The 19,742-nt window shown below is 56.0% G+C and carries 19 protein-coding genes; 5 read left to right on the top strand and 14 right to left on the bottom strand.

The annotated features are described in order from the left end of the window. Window positions 1-55 precede the first annotated feature (55 nt). Window positions 56-3,166 carry a ribonuclease E gene (gene rne, locus ACMVME_RS04350; RefSeq protein ID WP_047955361.1) on the top strand — a complete coding sequence of 1,037 codons (3,111 nt, stop codon included), beginning with the start codon at window positions 56-58 and terminating at the stop codon, window positions 3,164-3,166. A 40-nt stretch (window positions 3,167-3,206) separates the two neighbouring features. Here rne and ACMVME_RS04355 read toward each other — a convergent pair whose 3' ends face one another. Beyond that, window positions 3,207-4,142 (bottom strand): LysR family transcriptional regulator, encoded by a 936-nt coding sequence (locus ACMVME_RS04355; RefSeq protein WP_068794503.1) that lies wholly within the window; start codon window positions 4,140-4,142, stop codon window positions 3,207-3,209. A 109-nt stretch (window positions 4,143-4,251) separates the two neighbouring features. Between ACMVME_RS04355 and ACMVME_RS04360 the strand changes: the two genes are divergently transcribed. Continuing rightward, window positions 4,252-5,466 carry an MFS transporter gene (locus ACMVME_RS04360; protein ID WP_020884675.1) on the top strand — a complete coding sequence of 405 codons (1,215 nt, stop codon included), beginning with the start codon at window positions 4,252-4,254 and terminating at the stop codon, window positions 5,464-5,466. Between the two features lie 75 nt (window positions 5,467-5,541). Here ACMVME_RS04360 and flgL read toward each other — a convergent pair whose 3' ends face one another. From flgL to flgB, 11 genes are all read right to left on the bottom strand, one after another. Continuing rightward, on the bottom strand, window positions 5,542-6,495 hold the full coding sequence (gene flgL / locus ACMVME_RS04365; RefSeq protein ID WP_050736632.1) for a flagellar hook-associated protein FlgL: 954 nt from the start codon (window positions 6,493-6,495) through the stop codon (window positions 5,542-5,544). Between the two features lie 14 nt (window positions 6,496-6,509). Next, on the bottom strand, window positions 6,510-8,150 hold the full coding sequence (gene flgK / locus ACMVME_RS04370) for a flagellar hook-associated protein FlgK (protein WP_020884676.1): 1,641 nt from the start codon (window positions 8,148-8,150) through the stop codon (window positions 6,510-6,512). 75 nt (window positions 8,151-8,225) lie between these two features. Next, window positions 8,226-9,179, bottom strand: a complete 954-nt coding sequence (flgJ, locus tag ACMVME_RS04375) for a flagellar assembly peptidoglycan hydrolase FlgJ (protein WP_063214591.1) — start codon at window positions 9,177-9,179, stop codon at window positions 8,226-8,228. Further along, on the bottom strand, window positions 9,179-10,276 hold the full coding sequence (locus ACMVME_RS04380; protein WP_014169561.1) for a flagellar basal body P-ring protein FlgI: 1,098 nt from the start codon (window positions 10,274-10,276) through the stop codon (window positions 9,179-9,181). The genes flgJ and ACMVME_RS04380 overlap by 1 nt, the downstream gene beginning before the upstream one ends. Before the next feature lie 12 nt (window positions 10,277-10,288). After that, complete coding sequence (flgH, locus tag ACMVME_RS04385) at window positions 10,289-10,987, bottom strand: flagellar basal body L-ring protein FlgH (protein ID WP_023311139.1); 699 nt, start codon at window positions 10,985-10,987, stop codon at window positions 10,289-10,291. A 57-nt stretch (window positions 10,988-11,044) separates the two neighbouring features. After that, window positions 11,045-11,827: a flagellar basal-body rod protein FlgG gene (gene flgG / locus ACMVME_RS04390; protein ID WP_008500810.1), complete on the bottom strand. Its 783-nt coding sequence runs from the start codon at window positions 11,825-11,827 to the stop codon at window positions 11,045-11,047. Window positions 11,828-11,838: 11 nt separating this feature from the next. Continuing rightward, window positions 11,839-12,594, bottom strand: a complete 756-nt coding sequence (locus tag ACMVME_RS04395) for a flagellar basal body rod protein FlgF (protein ID WP_014169559.1) — start codon at window positions 12,592-12,594, stop codon at window positions 11,839-11,841. Between the two features lie 20 nt (window positions 12,595-12,614). Beyond that, complete coding sequence (gene flgE / locus ACMVME_RS04400) at window positions 12,615-13,823, bottom strand: flagellar hook protein FlgE (RefSeq protein WP_068794502.1); 1,209 nt, start codon at window positions 13,821-13,823, stop codon at window positions 12,615-12,617. 26 nt (window positions 13,824-13,849) lie between these two features. Further along, window positions 13,850-14,560, bottom strand: a complete 711-nt coding sequence (flgD, locus tag ACMVME_RS04405) for a flagellar hook assembly protein FlgD (protein WP_014169557.1) — start codon at window positions 14,558-14,560, stop codon at window positions 13,850-13,852. Window positions 14,561-14,571: 11 nt separating this feature from the next. Next, a complete protein-coding gene (flgC, locus tag ACMVME_RS04410) occupies window positions 14,572-14,976 on the bottom strand; it encodes a flagellar basal body rod protein FlgC (RefSeq protein WP_013097138.1) in 405 nt (134 codons plus the stop codon). Window positions 14,977-14,979: 3 nt separating this feature from the next. Further along, a complete protein-coding gene (flgB, locus tag ACMVME_RS04415) occupies window positions 14,980-15,396 on the bottom strand; it encodes a flagellar basal body rod protein FlgB (protein ID WP_014169556.1) in 417 nt (138 codons plus the stop codon). A gap of 157 nt (window positions 15,397-15,553) precedes the next feature. On the opposite strand from flgB, the gene flgA reads away from it, so the two are divergent. The 3 genes from flgA to flgN all read left to right on the top strand — a co-directional run bounded on the left by flgA (window position 15,554) and on the right by flgN (window position 17,030). Next, window positions 15,554-16,213, top strand: coding sequence for a flagellar basal body P-ring formation chaperone FlgA (gene flgA, locus ACMVME_RS04420; protein ID WP_020884679.1), 660 nt, complete (start codon window positions 15,554-15,556; stop codon window positions 16,211-16,213). A gap of 93 nt (window positions 16,214-16,306) precedes the next feature. Continuing rightward, the gene (gene flgM / locus ACMVME_RS04425) at window positions 16,307-16,600 is read left to right on the top strand and encodes a flagellar biosynthesis anti-sigma factor FlgM (protein WP_014169554.1); all 294 of its coding nucleotides are present in this window, start codon (window positions 16,307-16,309) and stop codon (window positions 16,598-16,600) included. Window positions 16,601-16,604: 4 nt separating this feature from the next. Beyond that, window positions 16,605-17,030: a flagella biosynthesis chaperone FlgN gene (gene flgN / locus ACMVME_RS04430; protein WP_025204463.1), complete on the top strand. Its 426-nt coding sequence runs from the start codon at window positions 16,605-16,607 to the stop codon at window positions 17,028-17,030. A 59-nt stretch (window positions 17,031-17,089) separates the two neighbouring features. Here the strand turns inward: flgN and murJ are convergent, their stop codons facing one another. Both murJ and ACMVME_RS04440 read right to left on the bottom strand, forming a co-directional pair. After that, window positions 17,090-18,625 (bottom strand): murein biosynthesis integral membrane protein MurJ, encoded by a 1,536-nt coding sequence (gene murJ, locus ACMVME_RS04435; protein ID WP_020884681.1) that lies wholly within the window; start codon window positions 18,623-18,625, stop codon window positions 17,090-17,092. Between the two features lie 191 nt (window positions 18,626-18,816). Further along, entirely contained in the window at window positions 18,817-19,740 is a 924-nt protein-coding gene (locus ACMVME_RS04440) for a Gfo/Idh/MocA family protein (protein WP_025204464.1), read from the bottom strand. Between the last annotated feature and the right edge of the window lie 2 nt (window positions 19,741-19,742).

Raw genomic sequence — 19,742 nt, forward strand, 5'->3', positions numbered from 1 at the left:
AGCGTCACCTTGCCCGCAGCTTTGTCGTCAATGTAAGAATAACGAGTAAGTTACGATGAAAAGAATGTTAATCAACGCAACTCAGCAAGAAGAGTTGCGTGTCGCCCTTGTGGATGGGCAGCGCCTGTACGATCTGGATATCGAAAGTCCTGGACACGAACAGAAAAAAGCGAACATTTACAAAGGTAAAATCACCCGCATTGAACCAAGCCTTGAAGCTGCATTTGTCGATTACGGTGCTGAGCGTCACGGTTTCCTCCCTCTGAAAGAAATCGCCCGCGAATATTTCCCTGCAAACTATAACTCCCATGGCCGCCCAAACATCAAAGATGTGCTGCGTGAAGGTCAGGAAGTCATTGTTCAGATTGATAAAGAAGAGCGTGGCAACAAAGGTGCCGCACTGACCACCTTTATCAGTCTTGCGGGAAGTTATCTGGTTCTGATGCCAAACAACCCGCGTGCCGGTGGTATCTCTCGCCGCATCGAAGGTGATGACCGTACCGAGCTGAAAGAAGCGCTGGCAAGTCTTGAGCTGCCTGACGGCATGGGGCTTATCGTCCGTACCGCAGGCGTCGGCAAATCTGCCGAAGCGCTGCAGTGGGACTTAAGCTTCCGTCTGAAGCACTGGGAAGCAATCCAGAAAGCGGCAGAAAGCCGCGCAGCGCCGTTCCTGATTCACCAGGAAAGCAACGTGATTGTGCGTGCCTTCCGTGACTACCTGCGTCAGGACATCGGTGAGATTCTGATCGATAACCCGAAAGTGCTTGAGCTGGCGCGCCAGCACATCGCTGCGCTGGGTCGTCCGGATTTCACCAGCAAAATCAAACTGTACACCGGTGAAATCCCGCTGTTCAGCCATTATCAGATCGAATCGCAGATTGAATCCGCTTTCCAGCGTGAAGTGCGTCTGCCATCCGGTGGTTCTATCGTTATTGATACGACCGAAGCGCTGACCGCCATCGATATCAACTCCGCACGTGCTACGCGCGGCGGTGATATCGAAGAGACCGCCTTCAACACCAACCTTGAAGCCGCTGATGAAATCGCCCGCCAGCTCCGCCTGCGTGACCTGGGTGGTCTGATTGTTATCGACTTTATCGACATGACCCCTGTTCGCCACCAGCGTGCGGTTGAAAACCGTCTGCGCGAAGCGGTACGTCAGGATCGTGCTCGTATCCAGATTAGCCATATCTCACGCTTCGGCTTGCTGGAGATGTCCCGTCAGCGTCTGAGCCCTTCACTCGGTGAATCCAGCCATCACGTCTGTCCGCGCTGCTCCGGTACCGGTACCGTTCGTGATAACGAATCTCTGTCCCTCTCTATTCTGCGTCTGATTGAAGAAGAAGCGCTGAAAGAGAACACCAAAGAGGTTCATGCCATTGTTCCCGTGCCAATTGCGTCCTACCTGCTGAACGAAAAACGTGCGGCCGTCAGCGCAATTGAATCACGCCAGGGCGATGTTCGCTGCATCATCGTGCCTAACGATCAGATGGAAACCCCGCACTACCACGTACTGCGTGTCCGTAAGGGTGAAGAGACCAGCACGCTCAGCTATCTGCTGCCTAAGCTGCATGAAGAAGAGATGGCACTGCCTTCCGATGAAGAACCTGCCGAGCGCAAACTGCCAGAGCAGCCAGCCTTAGCAACCTTCATCATGCCTGAAGCTCCGCCAGAAACGGCACTGGAAAAACCCGTGACCAAACCGGTGGCGCAAAAACCAGAAGCCGTTGCGGTCAAAGCCCAGCCAGAACAATCGGGTCTGCTGAGCCGCCTCTTCGGTGCGCTGAAGAAGATGTTTGCAGGCGAAGAAGTCCAGCAGCCTGAGCAACCGAAAGAAGCACCGAAAGAAGCGAAACCTGAACGTCAGCAGGACCGTCGTAAACGTCAGAACAACCGCCGTGACCGTAACGATCGTAATGACCGTAACGAACGCCGTGACAACCGTTCGGACAATAATGAGGGTCGTGAGCAACGCGAAGACAACCGTCGCAACCGTCGCGAGAAGCAACCGCAGAATGTTGAAGATCGTGAAATTCGCCAGCAGGCGGGCGATGAGTCTGAGAAGAGCAAACAGCGCGACGAGCAGCAGCCACGCCGTGAGCGTAGCCGTCGTCGTAACGACGAGAAGCGCCAGGCGCAGCAGGAAGTCAAAAACCTGAACCGCGAAGAGCCTGTTGAACAACAGGAAAGCGAGCAGGAAGAACGTACTCAGGTTATGCCGCGTCGTAAGCAGCGCCAGCTGTCACAGAAAGTGCGTGTAGGTGCCCTGCCGGTAGAAGAGACCGTCATCGTCCCTGCAGAAGCAAGTGACACTGCACCAGGCACTCAACTGGCGAAAGTGGATCTGCCGGCCGTCGTCGAAAACAACGCTGAGCAAGACGATAACGGTGAAGGCCGTGATAACGCGGGTATGCCACGTCGTTCACGCCGTTCTCCGCGTCACCTGCGCGTCAGCGGTCAACGTCGTCGTCGTTATCGCGATGAGCGTTACCCGACACAGTCGCCAATGCCATTAACCGTAGCGTGCGCGTCTCCTGAAATGGCATCCGGTAAAGTCTGGATCCGCTACCCGGTTGCTCGTCAGGAACAGGTTGTGGAAGAACAGGCTGTCACCGAAGAGGTGATTGCCCCGGTAGCCGCAACTGAAGAAGCGGTAAATGAAGCCGCTATCGTGGTTGAGCCACAGGCCGTTGAGTCAGAAGCGCCTCATGCAGTAGACGTTGAAACCACGCACCCAGAAGTGATTGCCGCGCCGGTTGACGCCGCACCGCAGCTTATTGCTGAAGAAGACACCGTGGTCGCTGAAGACGTTGTTGCTGAGGTTCAGCCAGCAGCAGCGGTAGAAGAGACCCCGGACGTGGTTGTCGAAACCGTGACTGAAGACGTGGTTCAGGACGTTGAAATTGACGTCGAACCGGTGCGTGAAGCCGCGAAAGCAGAAGAGCCAGAAGTGAAAGCCGAGCCGGTAATCACCGCTCCGGCCCCTGCTCACGTTGCGACAGCCCCGATGACTCGCGCACCAGCGCCGGAATATGTGCCGGAAGCGCCGCGTCACAGTGACTGGGTCCGCCCTGCGTTCAACTTTGACGGTAAAGGCTCTGCCGGTGGCCACAGTGCAACGCATCAGGCGACGGCACCGGCTACCCGTCCGCAGTCTGTTGAGTAACGACACATAGCGTAAAAAGCCGACCTTCGGGTCGGCTTTTTTATTGCTCGCGTGCCGGCTTTCTCATACCCGCAATGTCCGGCATCACCCTCTTCATCATCTCCAGAAAACGGCGTAAACGCGCCGGATAATAACGCGACCACGGATAAACCAGATGAACCGGGAGCGCGGCGGGCTGCCACTGTGGAAGCAAATGCACTAAGCGCCCTTCCTGGATATCCTGCTTGACCGTCCAGCTTGAAACCATCGCCACCCCTAACCCTGTCAGGGCGGTATTGCGCGCAACATGCAGGCTATCCGTGCTTAGTCGTGGCGCAATGGAAATACGTTTTACCTGCGCAAGATCATCCCACAACTCCACATGTCGCTGATAGAACGTGCTGATGGCAATCCAGGGAAGCGCCTGCAGATCCTCCGGTGTGTGAACCGGCGCAAACTGGTCCAGCAGCGCAGGCGAAGCTACCACACAGCGTGGCACTTCCGCCAACAGCACGGAGACGGTTGCCGGATCCACCTCTGCGCCAACTCGAATAGCACAATCCAGATTGTCGCTCAGAAAATCCACCGACTTATCGTTGAGCATCCACTCCACCGACAGCTGAGGATAACGCTGCAAAAACTCCGTTAACGGCCTCAGAAGCTGATCCTGCCCAAAGGCGTGCGGTGCGCGTACCCGTAACACGCCGACCGGCTCGTCCTCCGTCTGGCCGATTTCATCTTCCAGTGCCAGCCAGCTATCAATGACCCGCCGGGCATGTTGATAGCAGCGCTCGCCGTCATCGGTAAGTTTTGTTGCATGGGTGGTTCGCAATAAAAGCCGTACCCCCAGCAGCGTTTCCAGAGACTGAAGGCGGCGGCTCACCGTGGCCTGGCTCGTCGCAAGCAGTCTTGCCGCCCCGGATAGCGATCCGCTTTCCACAATACGAACAAATGTGCGCATGAGTTCAACCCTGTCTATACGCTCAACTCGCTTCATCATTTTCCCTGCTATACGCCAAACGTATAAGCGTTTTACCACCAGGCCCTCTACCGTCGCAAGGCGTAGTGATAAAAAATAGCGGCACACTATGAGTGAGGAACGTCTTATGAACACAACAACTGCTCCCCATGCCGCCAGTCGCTGGGTGATTTTTATGCTGGCTTTGGGGGCTGGCTTTAGCGTCGCATCCATTTACTACGCGCAACCGCTGCTGCCGCTGATAGGCGCCGACCTTCATCTTAGTATTGAAGGGATGGGGCTGGTCCCGACGCTGACCCAGGCAGGCTACGCGCTCGGTATTCTTTTTCTGTTGCCACTTGGCGATCGTCACGACCGCAGGACGTTAATCCTGATAAAAAGCGCCGCCCTGGCACTGTTTCTGCTGGGCTGCAGCCTGACCGGGCAGCAGCACTCATTGCTGCTGGCAAGCCTGCTGATTGGCATGGCCGCGACCATGGCACAGGATATCGTTCCCGCAGCGGCTATCCTCGCCCCCGAAGGGAAGCAGGGAAAAACCGTGGGAACCGTGATGACAGGGTTGCTGATGGGCATCTTGCTGTCGCGAACCGTCAGCGGTGTGGTGGGTGAAGCTTTTGGCTGGCGTGTCATGTATCAGCTGGCCGCTGTAAGCATCGCATTTATTGGGGCGGTGATGTGGCGGGTACTCCCGCGTTTTGCCATTCACTCCACGCTGAGTTATCCCGCCCTGATGCGCTCAATGGAACATCTGTGGCGTCGTTATCCGGCTCTGCGTCGTGCAGCACTGGCACAGGGTTTTCTGTCGATTGCCTTTAGCGCCTTCTGGTCAACGCTGGCGGTCATGCTGCTGGAGCGCTATCACCTGGGGAGCGCCGTCGCGGGTGGTTATGGTATTGCCGGGGCCGCGGGGGCCTTAGCCGCTCCGCTGGCGGGAGGTCTGGCGGACAAGCTGGGTGCCGGAAAAGTCACGCAACTTGGCGCGGCACTGGTTACCGTCTCGTTTGCCCTGATGTTCCTGATGCCCGCACTCGGTCTTCATGGACAACTAATACTGATTGCTGTCTCAGCCATCGGGTTTGATCTGGGCCTGCAGTCCAGTCTGGTGGCGCACCAGAATCTGGTCTATAGCCTTGAGCCTCAGGCCAGGGGGCGTCTTAACGCCCTGCTCTTTACGGTGGTCTTTATCGGCATGGCGTTAGGTTCGGCTGCGGGGAGTAAAATCTACACGCTGGCTGGCTGGACGGGCGTGGTTGCCCTGGCAACGGTATGCGGCGTCATTGCGCTGGCAATACGTCTGATTGAAAGTGCACGCGTCGCCTCCGCACCGGCAGAAATCGCGTAAAAAAAATGCCCAATCCACACGGATTGGGCAGTAAAACATGCCCAGTTTCAAGACATGTTCCAAGAGGTCAAGATATTATCTGTTCAGCTGGAACAGGGACATGCCCTGCATATCGCTAAACGCTTTATAAGATGCCTGCAACGCGGCCTGCTGCATGGTGTAAGAAGAGATCGCTGCGTTCCAGTCCACATCAACCAGGTCGCTCATCTGCTTAGTCTGGCCCAGTGCACGATCGTCACCAAGTGTATCCAGCTTTTCAAGCTCGTTCATCTTGGTACCCACATCAGCAACAACAGTAAGGATATTGTTCTGGGAATTTTTGATACCAATTTGAGCATTTGCAATCACCTGAGCTTGCGCAGCTGCAGCTGTCGGATCGTTTTCAATCGGCGTTTTCAGCGAGGCCACGGTGGCATCAAGGATTTTGAACATATTTGTTTCGCCATATCCCCCACCCGGCACTTCCTGTGCATTACTCGTAATGCTCTCGAAAATTTGCTGCCCAGTATGGCTAATTGCCATGTTTCGTGCCGTATCGACTTGCTGAGTGATCGGCTCAAGGCCACCTTTGTAATCCCCGGTAGCAGAATCAAACGGTGCACTTTCTGTTTTATATCCTGCAAAGATAAAACGACCATTACCATCGGCTGTATTGGCCAGGTTCATGAGCTGATCGCGCACGCCCTGGATATCAGTTGCCAGGGAAAGGCGGTCATCATCACTTAATGTCCCATTTGCAGCGTAAACTAATTTCTCACGCACGCTCGATAAGGCGGTGTTAACCTGAGCCAGTACATTATCCTCGAGCGAGACTTTTTGCGTAGCAAACGTACGCGCCAACGCAAACTGGCTATTTTGTGACTGTGATTGTGACAGAACAATAGCCTGCGACGCCGCGATGGGATCGTCCGACGGGCGATTGACACGCTTGCCGGTGGACATTTGTTCACCATAACTCAACCACTTGCTCTGGGAATCGGTGATCCCGCGCATGTTTTGGTCGTACATCATCTGGGTGCTAATACGCATGTTTCACCTCAGCCTTAGCGAATATTAATGATTGCATCAAAGAGCGAGCTGGCAGTTTGTAAAACCTGCGCATTAGCGAGGTAATACTGCTGATAGCGCTGCAAATTGCCATACTCTTCGTCAAGGTTTACCCCTGAGATCGACTGCTGCTGTTTGGTTAACTGCGTCGCCACATTCGCTTTCGTTTCGCTGCTGGTTTTCAGTGCCGCTGTTGAGCTACCAACGGTACTGACGAGGGAAGCATAAGCATCATTGAAAGACTTATTCCCGCCGACAAGCTTGCTATTTTGCAGATCCAGCAATTTTTGACCGTTGCGGTTGTCACTTTCGCCACCGGCGCTTGTCGATGCCATCGCCAGTTTGGACTCATCATTAAACTTGAGTTCCATGTTTACGATGACATCAGAAACGGGCTTCACAACAAAACTGTCTTTGTTATTCGCGGTACCGCTCACGTTGACATTCAGGCCGTCGAAAGACAGATTGCCGCTCGCATCCGGACTCATCGTGAAACTGGTCTTATCCGACGTACGCGTAATGGTCCAGTCGGTTCCGTTGAACTGCAGCTTATAATCCGTTGCCTGGACTTTAGTACTGTCAGCCACGGAGGCTGTCAGCGCGGCGGTACCTGAATTCTTGCTGTTGGACACAACCGCAGGCGAGCCAAAGTCAAAGAGCTTGCCGCCAGCATCGCCGTTAGCATCAAAACCCGCTTCATGCTGCTTGTTCATCGCGTCAGCAAAGGCCAGCGCCATCTGGTTAAGGCTATTACGCGCTTTATCCAGATCTTCAGAGCGGAAGGTGAGTAAACCGCCAAGGGTGCCGGTGGTAATCAGCTTCTCAGGAATTTCGATATTGCCGGAAACATCATCGGTATAGGCCAGCGTTGTACGGGTTGGGTCTGCGCTGGAATTCACCGCAGCCAGCTGGTTCGCTTTGCTCCCCTGTACCAGGCTGTAACCGGTGCCAAATGAGACGTTATACGTGCCGCCATCCTGCACAGAAACTTCAACACCGACAATTTTATTCAGTTCGCTCACCAGCTGATCGCGTTGATCGAGCAGGTCATTTGGTGATGAGCCAGCACCCACGCCGGTCAGACGGGAAATCTGATCGTTCAGGTTCGCAATCTGTTTGGCGTAGTTATTAATTTGATCGACGCTGGCAGAAATCGCGGTATTCACCTGAGAATCCTGATCGCGAAGATACTGATCGTTGGTTTTAAACTGATTGACCAGGCCATCCGCTTTGCCCAGCACCGTCTGGCGCGCAGCCGGATCTTCTGCGTTGCTCACCAGCGTCTGCAGACTTTTGAAGAAGTCCTGCAGCGTGGTAGAGAGCGAGTTGGTGGTATCCGAGAGCACATCGTCGATCTTTGACATCTGCTGATAGCGCGTAGTCAGGCCGCTGCTCTGGGTCTGCGCGGCGCGCAGCTGGTTGGTAATGAATGCATCATACTCACGCTGGACACCGGAGACATAAACCCCGTTACCTACCCAGCCACCGCCGGTCAGCGTGCTGTTTGACGCGCCCAGCACTGTCGTCTGGCGGGTATAACCTGCCACGTTATAGCTTGAAATATTATTACTGACGGTATTGAGTGCCGACTGCGCAGCACTGAGGCCACTCATGGCACTGTTAATCAAACTGGACATGGGGGTTCCTTTTATACGTTCAGACACGAGTCCTGATGAAGGTTATCGGCAGCCTCCACCGGGACTTGAGAACTTTCAGAACAGATTTTCGATATCTGTGCTATAGGCTTTACTGACCTTCTCGCCCATCGATTTCAGCTGCTGAATCATACTGGTGAGCTTACGCGCATAGTTCGGATCGGTGGCGTAGCCCGCGTTCTGCAGTGCCTGAGCGCCCTGCTCCGCGGTTGCCGCCTGTGTAACGGCGGTATAACGCGGATTTCGGCTCAACAGGCCCACATAGTCGGATAAGGCTTCCAGATAGGAGCTATAGACGCGGAATTTGGCTTTAACCTTCACCGCCGCACCGTTTTCATATTCAGTGGTGGTGATCTCGGTGGTCGGCCCCTTCCAGCTCGACGTGGCCTTCACGCCGAAGATGTTAAAGCTCGGATCGCCGTTTTCTTTACGGATCTGCCGCTGACCCCAGCCGGACTCCAGCGCCGCCTGCGCGAGGATCAGGTGATGAGGCACGCCGCTCTGTTCACTGGCAAGACGTGCCGGCAGCGAGAGCTGCGCCAGGAAGTCTTTGCTGTCGCCAGAAAGTGGCTCATCGCTGGTACTCGTGGCCTTCGGTATGGCTTTGCGCACCATCTGCGTCAGGGCCTGATTCTGATAACTGGTCACCGTTTGCAGGTCGAACTTCATCGGCACCTGCTGTGGCTTATCATCCGGCTGGATGCCCTGCGCGGCTTCGGTCTGTTTGACAATCATATCAGCCAGACCGAGGCCTTTCCCGGCGGTCATCTGCTGTGCAATCTGCTGGTCATACATGCTGGTGTAAAGACGGGTTGAATCACTGCTGAACATCCCGTCTTTCGGCAGGGTTTCACGCATGCTTTTCAGCATCATCTGTACAAACATCCCTTCCACCTGGCGGGCGACCGGGCGGATATTCGCCGCCGGGTCCTTACCTGCTTTGGTTTTCAGTTCGTTGAGCGACTGGGCATCCCAGGCAGCACCGGTCAACAGCTTGCTATCGGTCAGCATCAGATGATTTCCAGTTTGGCGCGCAGACATCCCGCACTTTGCATGGATTGCAGAATCGACATCAGATCCATCGGCGTCGCCCCCAGGGCATTCAGGGCCCGAACCACGCTATTGAGGTTCGCGCTGGAGCGTACGCTCTGCAGCGACCCACCGCTCTGGCGCAAATCAATCTGCGTTTGTGGCGTCACCACGGTCTGGCCACCCCCGAACGGGGTATCAGGCTGACTGACGTTGGCGGAGCGGTTAACCGTCACGGAGAGGTTACCCTGCGCCACGGCACAGCTGTCGAGCGACACTTCGCGGTTCATCACGACCGAACCGGTGCGCGAGTTGATAATCACTTTGGCATCCTGAACCGGAACATTCACTTCCATATTCTGGATATCAGCCAGCATACGGACCTGGTTGCTGCTGCCGGTAGAGGTGCGGATCTGCACGGTACGGGCATCCAGTGCCGTGGCGCTGCCGTAGCCGCGGCTACGGTTGATGGTGTCGGCAATCTGCTGCGCCATCGTGAAGTCTTCATTATTCAGCTGCAGGTTAATGGTGTTGCCTGCGCCAAACTGGGTCGGCAGTTCACGCTCAATGATCGCACCATTGGTGATACGCCCGCCGTTCAGCTGGTTCACCTGCACACTGCTGCCGCCCGCAGACGCGCCGGCACCGCCGACCAGAATGTTCCCCTGCGCCAGCGCATAAACCTGGCTGTCGACCCCTTTCAGCGGAGTCATCAGCAGCGTGCCGCCACGCAGGCTTTTGGCGTTACCCATTGACGAGACCACGACATCAATTGTCTGCCCCTGGCGCGCGAACGCCGGGTAGGAGGCGGTGACCATGACCGCGGCCACGTTTTTCAGCTGCATATTGGTTCCCGCCGGGACGGTAATACCGAGCTGGGAAAGCATGTTGTTCAAACTTTGAGTCGTGAATGGCGTCTGGGTGGTCTGGTCGCCCGTTCCGTCCAGACCCACCACCAGGCCATAGCCAATCAGCGAGTTTTCGCGTACGCCCTGAACGCTGGTGAGATCGCGAATACGGTCAGCCTGGGCAAACGTTGCCACCAGCGCCAGCGCCACGGCGAAGATCGATTTAAACATGGGTCACCTCGCTTACATCGGCGATAAGTTAAGGAAGAAACGCTGCAGCCAACCCATATTTTGCGCTTCATTGATGTAGCCGTTACCGACGTACTCGATGCGCGCATCCGCCACCTGGGTGGACGGAACGGTGTTGGTGCCGCTGATGGTGCGAGGATTAACCACGCCCGAGAAACGAATGAACTCAGTGCCCTGATTGATGGCGATCTGTTTTTCACCCACAACGTGTAAATTGCCGTTAACCAGCACCTGGTCAACCGTCACCGTCAGCGTGCCGCTAAAGGTATTGCTGGCATTCGCGCCACCTTTACCGTTAAAGGTATTGCCGCCAGAGGCCTCGACATCAGCACGCGCATTGCCGAACAGGCCCTGCAGATAGCGTGGAACGGTATCGAAACCGAAATTGGTTTTGCCATCGCGGCTGGCATTCGCCGACGAGCTCTTGCTCGCGCTGACGTTTTCCTGCAGCACAATGGTCAACGTATCGCCGACATTACGCGGGCGGCGATCTTCAAACAGCGGTTGATAGCCATAATTGATTGGCTGCGCGGTCTGGAAAATGGAGCCGTTCACCACTGGCGCCGGGCCAGGAACGGGTTGGGCGGTAGTCGCACCCTGCACTAAAGGTTTAGACGGGATCAAGGCACACCCGCTGAGGGTGACAGCCAGAACAGTCAGTATCGGATAACGAAACGCCGCGTTTTTTTGCATTGCCTTCATCTTCGAAAACAGGGAGCCGGCGCGGCGTTGACCGCACCGGGCTACACCTTAGAGTTGCGTCAGTTTCTGCAGCATCTGGTCGGTCGTCGACACTGCTTTACTGTTAATTTCATACGCGCGCTGAACCTGGATCATATTCACCAGCTCTTCCGCAACGTTCACGTTCGAGGTTTCCACATAACCCTGATACAACAGACCCGCACCGTTGAGGCCCGGGGTGCTTTCATTTGGCGTACCGGAGGATTGCGTTTCGGTGTAGAGGTTCTCACCAATGCTTTCCAGACCGGTGTCGTTCATGAAGGTGGTCAGGTTTAGCTGTCCAACCTGAACAGGTGCGGCCTGCCCCTGCTGCGTCACACTCACCACGCCGTCACGCCCGATAGTAATACTCAGGGCATTCGCCGGGATGGTAATCGCAGGCTGAACCTGGAAACCACCCGCCGTCACCAGCTGGCCATTCTGATCGACCTGGAACGATCCGTCGCGGGTATAGGCAGAAGTACCGTCAGGCAACTGCACCTGGAAGAACCCCTGGCCTTTGATTGCCACGTCTTTGCTGTTGTTGGTCTGAGACAGGTTGCCCTGGCTATGCAAACGCTCGGTGGCTACCGGACGAACACCGGTACCAATCTGCAGGCCGGATGGCAGCGTCGTTTGTTCAGAAGACTGCGCTCCCGGCTGGCGGATGGTTTGATAAAGCAAATCTTCGAAAACGGCACGCTGACGCTTGAAACCATTGGTGCTGACGTTTGCCAGGTTGTTGGCAATCACATCCATGTTGGTTTGCTGCGCGTCCAGGCCAGTTTTCGCGATCCATAAAGAACTGATCATAAGGAGTCCTGTTAACTCATAGCCAGAAGTTGGTTAGCCTTGCCCGCGTTTTCATCAACGCTGCTGATAATCTTCATCTGCATTTCAAAACGGCGGGCACTGGCGATCATGTCGGTCATCGCTTCGACCGGCTTGACGTTACTGCCTTCCAGAACGCCGGACATCACGCGGATGCTCGGATCGGCCTGTAACGTGGCTCCCCGAGTGGCCTGGGTCGCCTGGGTCAGACGGAACATTCCGTCATCGCCACGCTGCACCTCTTTGCCTTCCGCCTTCACCAGCTTCAGACGCCCGACGGGCGCAACGGTATTGGCCGGATCGCCCGGGTTCAATGCCGAAATAGTCCCGTCGGCCGCGATAGTCAGCTCAGACCCTTCCGGCACCGTCAGCGGACCCGCTTCACCCATTACCGGATGACCCTGAATCGTCAGCTGGCCCGTGGCACTCACCTGGATGTTACCGTTACGGGTATATCCTTCACCGCCGTCAGCGGTCTGCACCGCCAGCCAGCCGTCCTGTTGCAGGGCAACGTCCAGCGGGCGTGAGGTGTAATCCATCTGGCCTGGCGTCATATCCGCACCCGGCGTAGAGGCCGTAACCAGCGTACGCGTCGGCAGGGAGAGCCCTTCCACCGGGACCGCACGCAGCGCATTAAGCTGCGCACGAAAGCCCGGTGTAGAGGCGTTTGCCAGGTTGCTGGCAGTAACAGCCTGCTGATTGAGCGTCTGGCTTGCCGCGCCCATCGCGGTATATATTGCGTGATCCATTGCGCTTTCCTGTCAGCCGCTTAACGCAGGTTAACCAGCGTGTTGAGGATCTGATCCTGGGTTTTGATGGTCTGCGCGTTCGACTGATAGTTACGTTGCGCGACGATCATGTTCACCAGCTCTTTACTCAGATCCACGTTAGACGCTTCCAGCGCACCGTTGGTCAGCGTACCGAAGTTACCGGAGCCCGCGGTACCCAGCAGCGCCACGCCAGAAGACTGGGTGGCAGACCAGACGTTATCGCCTTCAGACTTCAGACCTTCGTTGTTGGCGAAGTTAGCCAGCACGATCTGGCCCAGGGCCTGGGTCTGTTCGTTGGAGTAGTTACCCACCACGGTGCCGTCGTCGTTGATCTGGTAGCTCACCAGGTCACCCGGTTTGTAACCGTTCTGGTTGGTTGCCACGATGTTATTGCCGCCGGTGTTCTGCTGCATGGAATTGGCGAAGCTCATCGCAAACGTGGCTGGCGTTGCACCTGGAACGGTGCCGGTAGTGATATTGATGCTGCCGCCGCCAGTCAGTACGCCGCTGGTGTTGAAGGTCAGCGTGGTCGCCAGGGATGGCGTGCTTCCTGCAACGCTGCCGTCCTGGGCATAGACTTTCCAGGAGTTTGCCGGAGTCGCGTCTTTAACGTAAAACAGGTTCATGTTGTGCGCATTACCCTGGCTGTCAAAGACCGTCACCGTCCCTTTTTTGTTGTAGCTGTCAGGGTTGGTCGGATCAAAGGCCGTGGTTGGCGCGGTGTCAGTGGAGTTCAGGTTGATCTGCTGGGACGCGGTGGTGGTGGATTTCGCCGCCATCAAGGTCGTTGGGATATTGATCGCCTGCGGGTTAGCGCCGGTCTGAACCGTTGGCGGAGTACCCGCAACAGGATAACCGGTTAATTGCAGACCCTGCATGTTCACCAGGTTACGGTTTTCGTCCAGTTTGAACTGACCGTTACGGCTGTAGAACACAGAGCCGTTGGAATCGACCATACGGAAGAAACCGTTCTGGCTGATGGCGACGTCCAGACCACGACCGGTATTGGTCGTCGTACCGTCGGTAAAGTCCTGAGTGATGCCCGCAACTTTCACGCCCAGACCTACTTTGGAACCGGCAAACATATCTGCAAATGAGGCAGAACCGGATTTAAAACCATAGGTCGCGGAGTTGGCGATGTTGTTGCCAATGACATCCAGGTTGGTGGCCGCAGCATTCAGGCCGCTGACCGCTTGAGAAAAGGCCATGACTTACTCCTGATAAGTGTTAAGGCTTAGATAATCTGCCGAACTTCGTCGAGCGTGGTGGTACCCGAGGTACCCAAATCCAGTTTGTTACCGCCGGCGCCTTTAATCACGCCCTGAACCAGCGCGAACTGCAGCGGCTGCGCCACCAGTTGGGTGGTTCCGTTGCTGGCGCTGATCGCCACTTTGTAAGAACCGTTTGGTGCTTTCGTGCCGTCGGTCAGGCTGCCGTCCCAGGTAAAGGTGTGTACGCCTGCCTTCAGCTCACCAATCTCAATGGTGCGTACCACTGCCCCGCTCGCATCGCTGATCGTCGCAGTCACTTTGTCAGCCGGCTGCTGCAGCTCAACGCCAAACGGCGTGGTGGTCGTGGTTGACGTCCCCTCGGTAGTGCTGGTGCCGGCAAGGATCGTGGTCCCCGGGATCATCACCCCATGACCAATCAGATTCGCAGCCTGCAGAGACTGGCTGTTGTCAATCTGACCGGAAACGGAGCCAAGGGTAGTGTTGAGTTTTTCAATGCCGCTGACGGTACTGATCTGCGCCAGTTGCGTGGTCAGCTCGTTGTTCTGCATCGGATTGGTGGGATCCTGGTTCTTCAGCTGCGCCACCAGCAGCGTCAGAAAGCTGCTCTGCAGATCGGACGCGTTACTGCCCGTCAGGGCGTTGGAACCCGTCGAACTTTTGGCGCCATTAACACCTGAGTTCGTGGGATCATTCACATTTACGGCGATGGACATGCATGTCTCCTTTACTGGCCGAGAGTGAGTGTTTTGAGCATCATGCTCTTCACGGTATTAAGCACTTCGACGTTTGCCTGGTAACTGCGTGACGCCGACATGGAGTTCACCATCTCACCCACCACATCCACGTTAGGCATTTTTACGTAACCGTTCGCATCCGCCAGCGGGTTGCCAGGCTCATACACCAGCTTGTCCGGTGCCTGGCTCTCAACCACATCAGAGACTTTCACACCGCCGGTGGCCGCGCCTGGCGCCGCATCGACCTGAAAGACGACCTGTTTCGCACGATAAGGCTGACCGTCTGGTCCGGTCACGCTGTCGGCGTTCGCCAGGTTACTGGCGGCTACGTTTAGACGTTTGGACTGCGCGGTAAGCGCCGAGCCGGCGATATCAAAAATATTCAGCAAGGCCATTTATCAGTTGCCCCCCTGCAGGACGTTCATCATGCCTTTGATTTGTCCGCCGAGAACGGTCAGGCCTGTCTGGTACTTCAGGCTGTTATCGGCAAACTGTGTACGCTCCCGGTCCATGTCCACGGTGTTACCGTCGAGTGAAGGCTGGTCGGGAATGCGATAAAGCAAATCGGTCGTTGGTGCGGTCATCGTCTGAGCGGGAATATGACGTGAGGAGGTCAGCGCGAGCGCGACACCGCTCCCTTCTGCGCGTCCACGCTCCATCACTTTTTTAAGCTCACTGGAAAAATCAATATCGCGCGCCTGATACCCTGGCGTATCGGCGTTAGCGATATTGGCGGCTAAAATTTCCTGCCGCTGGGCACGTAAATTGAGCGCTTCCTGCTGAAAACGTAACGCGGCGTCGAGTTTATCGAGCATGTCTCCTCCGCTGATGGCAAAATTTCAGTTCACAGCTTAAATCTCAACCCATCCGCCTTATCGACGGAATAAGCGCAAAATGCGTCGCTATTTATTGCGTTGATGAAAAACCACTGCAGGTAGAATTCACTCAATTCTGGAAACGGTGGAACTTGCGATGCAAACGTTAAAACGTGGCCTGATGGCAACTTTCTTGCTTTTTAGCCCCCTGGTGCAGGCGGATGGTTTACAGGATCAGCTAAACACCTTTTTTGCCCAGAAGCTGGCGGGCTTTAGCGATGAAGTTGTCGTCACGGTACGCACGCCACCAAATCTGTATCCCTCCTGTGAGCAGCCGTCATTTACCGTGACCGGCACCACCAGACTGTGGGGGAACGTGAACGTGCTGGCACGCTGCGCCAACGAAAAACGGTATTTACAGGTTGCAGTCCAGGCGACAGGCAATTATGTTGTCGCCGCTGTCCCCATTGCCCGGGGTACCGCACTGCAGGCCAACAGCGTGACGTTGAAACGCGGCCGTCTGGATCAGCTGCCGCCACGGACAATGCTTGAAATTAACCAGGCGCAGGACGCCGTCAGCCTGCGTGATGTCGCACCGGGCCAGCCGATACAGCTGTCGATGCTGCGCCAGGCGTGGCGCGTCAAGGCGGGTCAACAGGTGATGGTGGTGGCCAATGGAGATGGCTTCAGTATCAACAGTGAAGGGAAAGCGTTAAACAATGCCGCGGTGGCGCAAAATGCCCGCGTCAGAATGTCTTCAGGGCAGGTGGTTAGCGGAACCGTCGATTCTGATGGGAATATTCTGATTAACCTATAATCTTTTTAAAGATTTCGCTGCAGCTGCCGATAAATATTCAACTATTGATGATGTCAGGCGCCAACGCCGCGAACCCTCGATGAGGACAACACTATGAGCATTGATCGTACATCAGCCCTGAAGCCGGTAAGCGCTGTACAACCTCGCGAAACGAATGACGCTACGCCGCAGAAAACGCGTCTGGAAAAACCGTCAACGTCTAACAGCACCAGCGTAACCCTGAGCGATGCCCAGGCAAAACTGATGCAGCCCGGCGGCAACGATATCAACATGGAACGCGTTGAAGCGCTGAAAACGGCTATTCGTAACGGCGAGCTGAAAATGGACACCAGCAAAATTGCTGACGCCCTGATTCAGGAAGCGCAGAGTTTCTTACAGAGTAACTAACCGTATGAGTCGACTGTCAGAAATACTGGATCAAATGACGGTTGTCCTGAACGACCTGAAAACGGTAATGGACGCTGAGCAACAGCACCTCTCTTCCGGTCACATCAACGGCAGCGCGTTGCAGCGTATTACTGAAGACAAAAGCTCGCTTCTGGCGACGCTGGATTACCTTGAGCAGCAACGTCGCGCTGAGCAGGATCCTAAGCGCAGTGCTAACGACGATATCGTTGAGCGCTGGCAGACTATTACAGAAAAAACCCAGCACCTTCGCGATCTCAACCAGCATAACGGCTGGCTGCTTGAAGGTCAGATAGAGCGTAATCAGCAAGCGCTTGAGGTGTTAAAACCGCATAAAGAAACCGGGCTGTACGGTGCGGATGGGCAGACAGCGACGGCACGTATTACGGGCGGGAAAAAGATTTCGATTTGAAGCATAAGCGACAAATCAAGCAGTGGGGAGCACCATAAGGTGAACTCCCCTTTTGGCGTTTATGCCGTACGGCGGGCAAACTCTTTCACTTTGAAGCCCAACACGGCGAGGGTGGCAAAGTAAGCCACAACCCCAACACCCACCACGGCCATCAGTCGCAGCAGACGATAAGGCATGGTGCCGAGCGACCACTCCGGCATCACGTGCATCATGCCGAGCAACGCCGCTGCCATCACCAGCACCGCGATAACCAGTCGCACAAGGAAACTCGCCCAGCCCGGCTGCGGCGTGAAGATATCCTGCTTACGCAGCTGCCAGTACAACAGCCCGGCATTCAGACAGGCCGCCAGACCAATAGACAGAGCCAGCCCCGCGTGCTTCAGCGGGCCAATAAACGCCAGGTTCATCAACTGGGTCATCACCAGCGTCACCAGGGCAATCTTCACCGGCGTTTTAATGTTCTGACGGGAGTAGAACCCTGGCGCCAGCACTTTAACAACAATCAGCCCCATCAATCCCACCGAGTACGCCACCAGCGCCTGCTGAGTCATGGACGCATCATGGGCTGAAAATTTACCGTACTGGAACAGCGAGACGGTCAGCGGTTTCGCGAGGATCCCCAGCGCCACCGCGCTTGGCAGTGCCAGCAGGAAACAGAGGCGTAAGCCCCAGTCCATCAGGCGGCAATACTCATCATGGTTGCCGCTGGCAAAGCTTTTAGAGAGCGACGGCAGCAGAATCGTCCCCAGCGCGACGCCCAGTACGCCAGAAGGAAACTCCATCAGACGGTCAGCGTAGTACATCCAGGAGACCGAACCGGACACCAGGAAAGAGGCAAAGATGGTATTGATGATAAGTGAGATCTGGCTGACAGAAACCCCGAGGATTGCAGGTCCCATCTGCTTCATGACGCGCATTGCGCCGGCATCACGGAAATTAATGCGCGGCAGAACCAGCATGCCAATTTTCTTCAGATGCGGCAGCTGATATGCCAGCTGCAGGACGCCGCCCACGGTCACCGCCCAGGCCAGCGCCAGTACCGGCGGGTTGAAATGCGGTGCGGCAAACAGGGCAAAGCCGATCATGCTGACATTCAAAAACGTCGGCGCAAACGCCGGAACGGAGAAGCGGTTCCAGGTATTGAGGATTGCCCCCACCAGCGAGGCCAGTGAGATCAGCAGGATATAAGGAAAGGTAATGCGCAGCAGCTGGGTGGTGAGCGCAAATTTATCAGCGGTGTCGGCAAACCCCGGCGCGGTCACCATAATCACCCAGGGCGCAGCCAGCATCCCCAGGACTGTCACAATAGCCAGCGCCAGCGTCAGCAGCCCGGAGACGTAGGCGACAAACACCCGCGTAGCATCTTCGCCCTGCTTGCTTTTATATTCCGCCAGAATTGGAACGAAGGCCTGCGAGAAAGCGCCCTCAGCAAAAATACGGCGCAATAAATTCGGCAGTTTGAACGCGACGAAAAAGGCGTCCGTTGCCATCCCAGCACCAAAAACCCTTGCCACAATGGCATCGCGCGCAAAACCCAGTACGCGAGAAAACATGGTCATCGAGCTGACGGCTGCCAGCGATTTTAATAAGTTCATTAATGTGAATTTCCACAACCATACGGCAAAACGCCTGCAGAGCAGGCGTAATGAATGCCCGACGGCGTTGCGCTTGCGCAGGCCTTCGGATTTGCAGGCCGGGTAGGCGAAAAGCCTCCCGGCGAAACCAACAATCGGCGCTTAGTCTACCCGGATTTAAGGGAATTACTATCGGCAGATGTTACAGAGGGTTATTCACTCATGGCCTCTCGCCAGAGCCGTTCCACGATGCGTTGCGCCATGATGGCCTGTTCACCGGCGGTTTCCGGAACCGTCTGATTTTGCACGCAGCTAATGAAGTGACGGGCGCATCCCGCGAAGCCGCGTTGCTCCAGAGTGCTCTGCCAGCCCGGCGCCGGAAGCGTGACCACACCGTTGCCCTTCTCTTCTCGCCACTCCCGCATGTCAGTGATGTCATACAGCGCACCGTCAGTGACGGCCTGGACAAACTCCCGCTGACTGCCCGCACGACGATGCATGCTGGTGGTCACCTGCAGATGTTCCAGCGCAAAGTGGTGCTCGGCGTAGACCATCTCGCCCAGATCGTTGGTCATCAGGGTCCCGCTTTTCAGCTGAGCCTGGCCGTTTGTCAGCCAGAGCGCCGTGTCCACCACGTGCAGATAATCATCGAGAAGCGTAAAGCGCAGATCGTTTGGCCCGACGCTGTCGGTACGGTGTTTATCCATCCTCAGGGAGGCCAGCGCGCCCGGCTGTGCCTTCAGCTGCTGATAAAGCGGAGCGAAGCGGCGGTTAAAGCCCACCATCAGCGTCAGGTTCTTGCGTGCCGCCAGCTCTATCAGTCGCTCGGCATCCTGAACGTTCTCCGCCAGGGGCTTATCCACACAGACGTGAACACCGGCATTCAGCAGTTCGCTGACCACCTGATAGTGTGTTGCCGTTGAGGTATGCACAAATACCGCATCGCACTCGCGGGCTAGATCCGACAGCGAAGCGGCGTAAGGTATCCGCCAGGTTGCGCAGATGCGTTCAGCCTTCTCGCGGGTAGGTGACCACGCGCCCTGAAGCGTCCAGTCCGTTGCCGCGCCTAATACCGGTAACCAGGCTTTTTGTGCAATACCGCCAAGCCCCACCACGCCTACACGTAATTTTTTCACTG

This window comes from Enterobacter cloacae complex sp. 2024EL-00711 (assembly GCF_047529885.1).
Classification (GTDB): Bacteria; Pseudomonadota; Gammaproteobacteria; order Enterobacterales; family Enterobacteriaceae; genus Enterobacter; species Enterobacter ludwigii.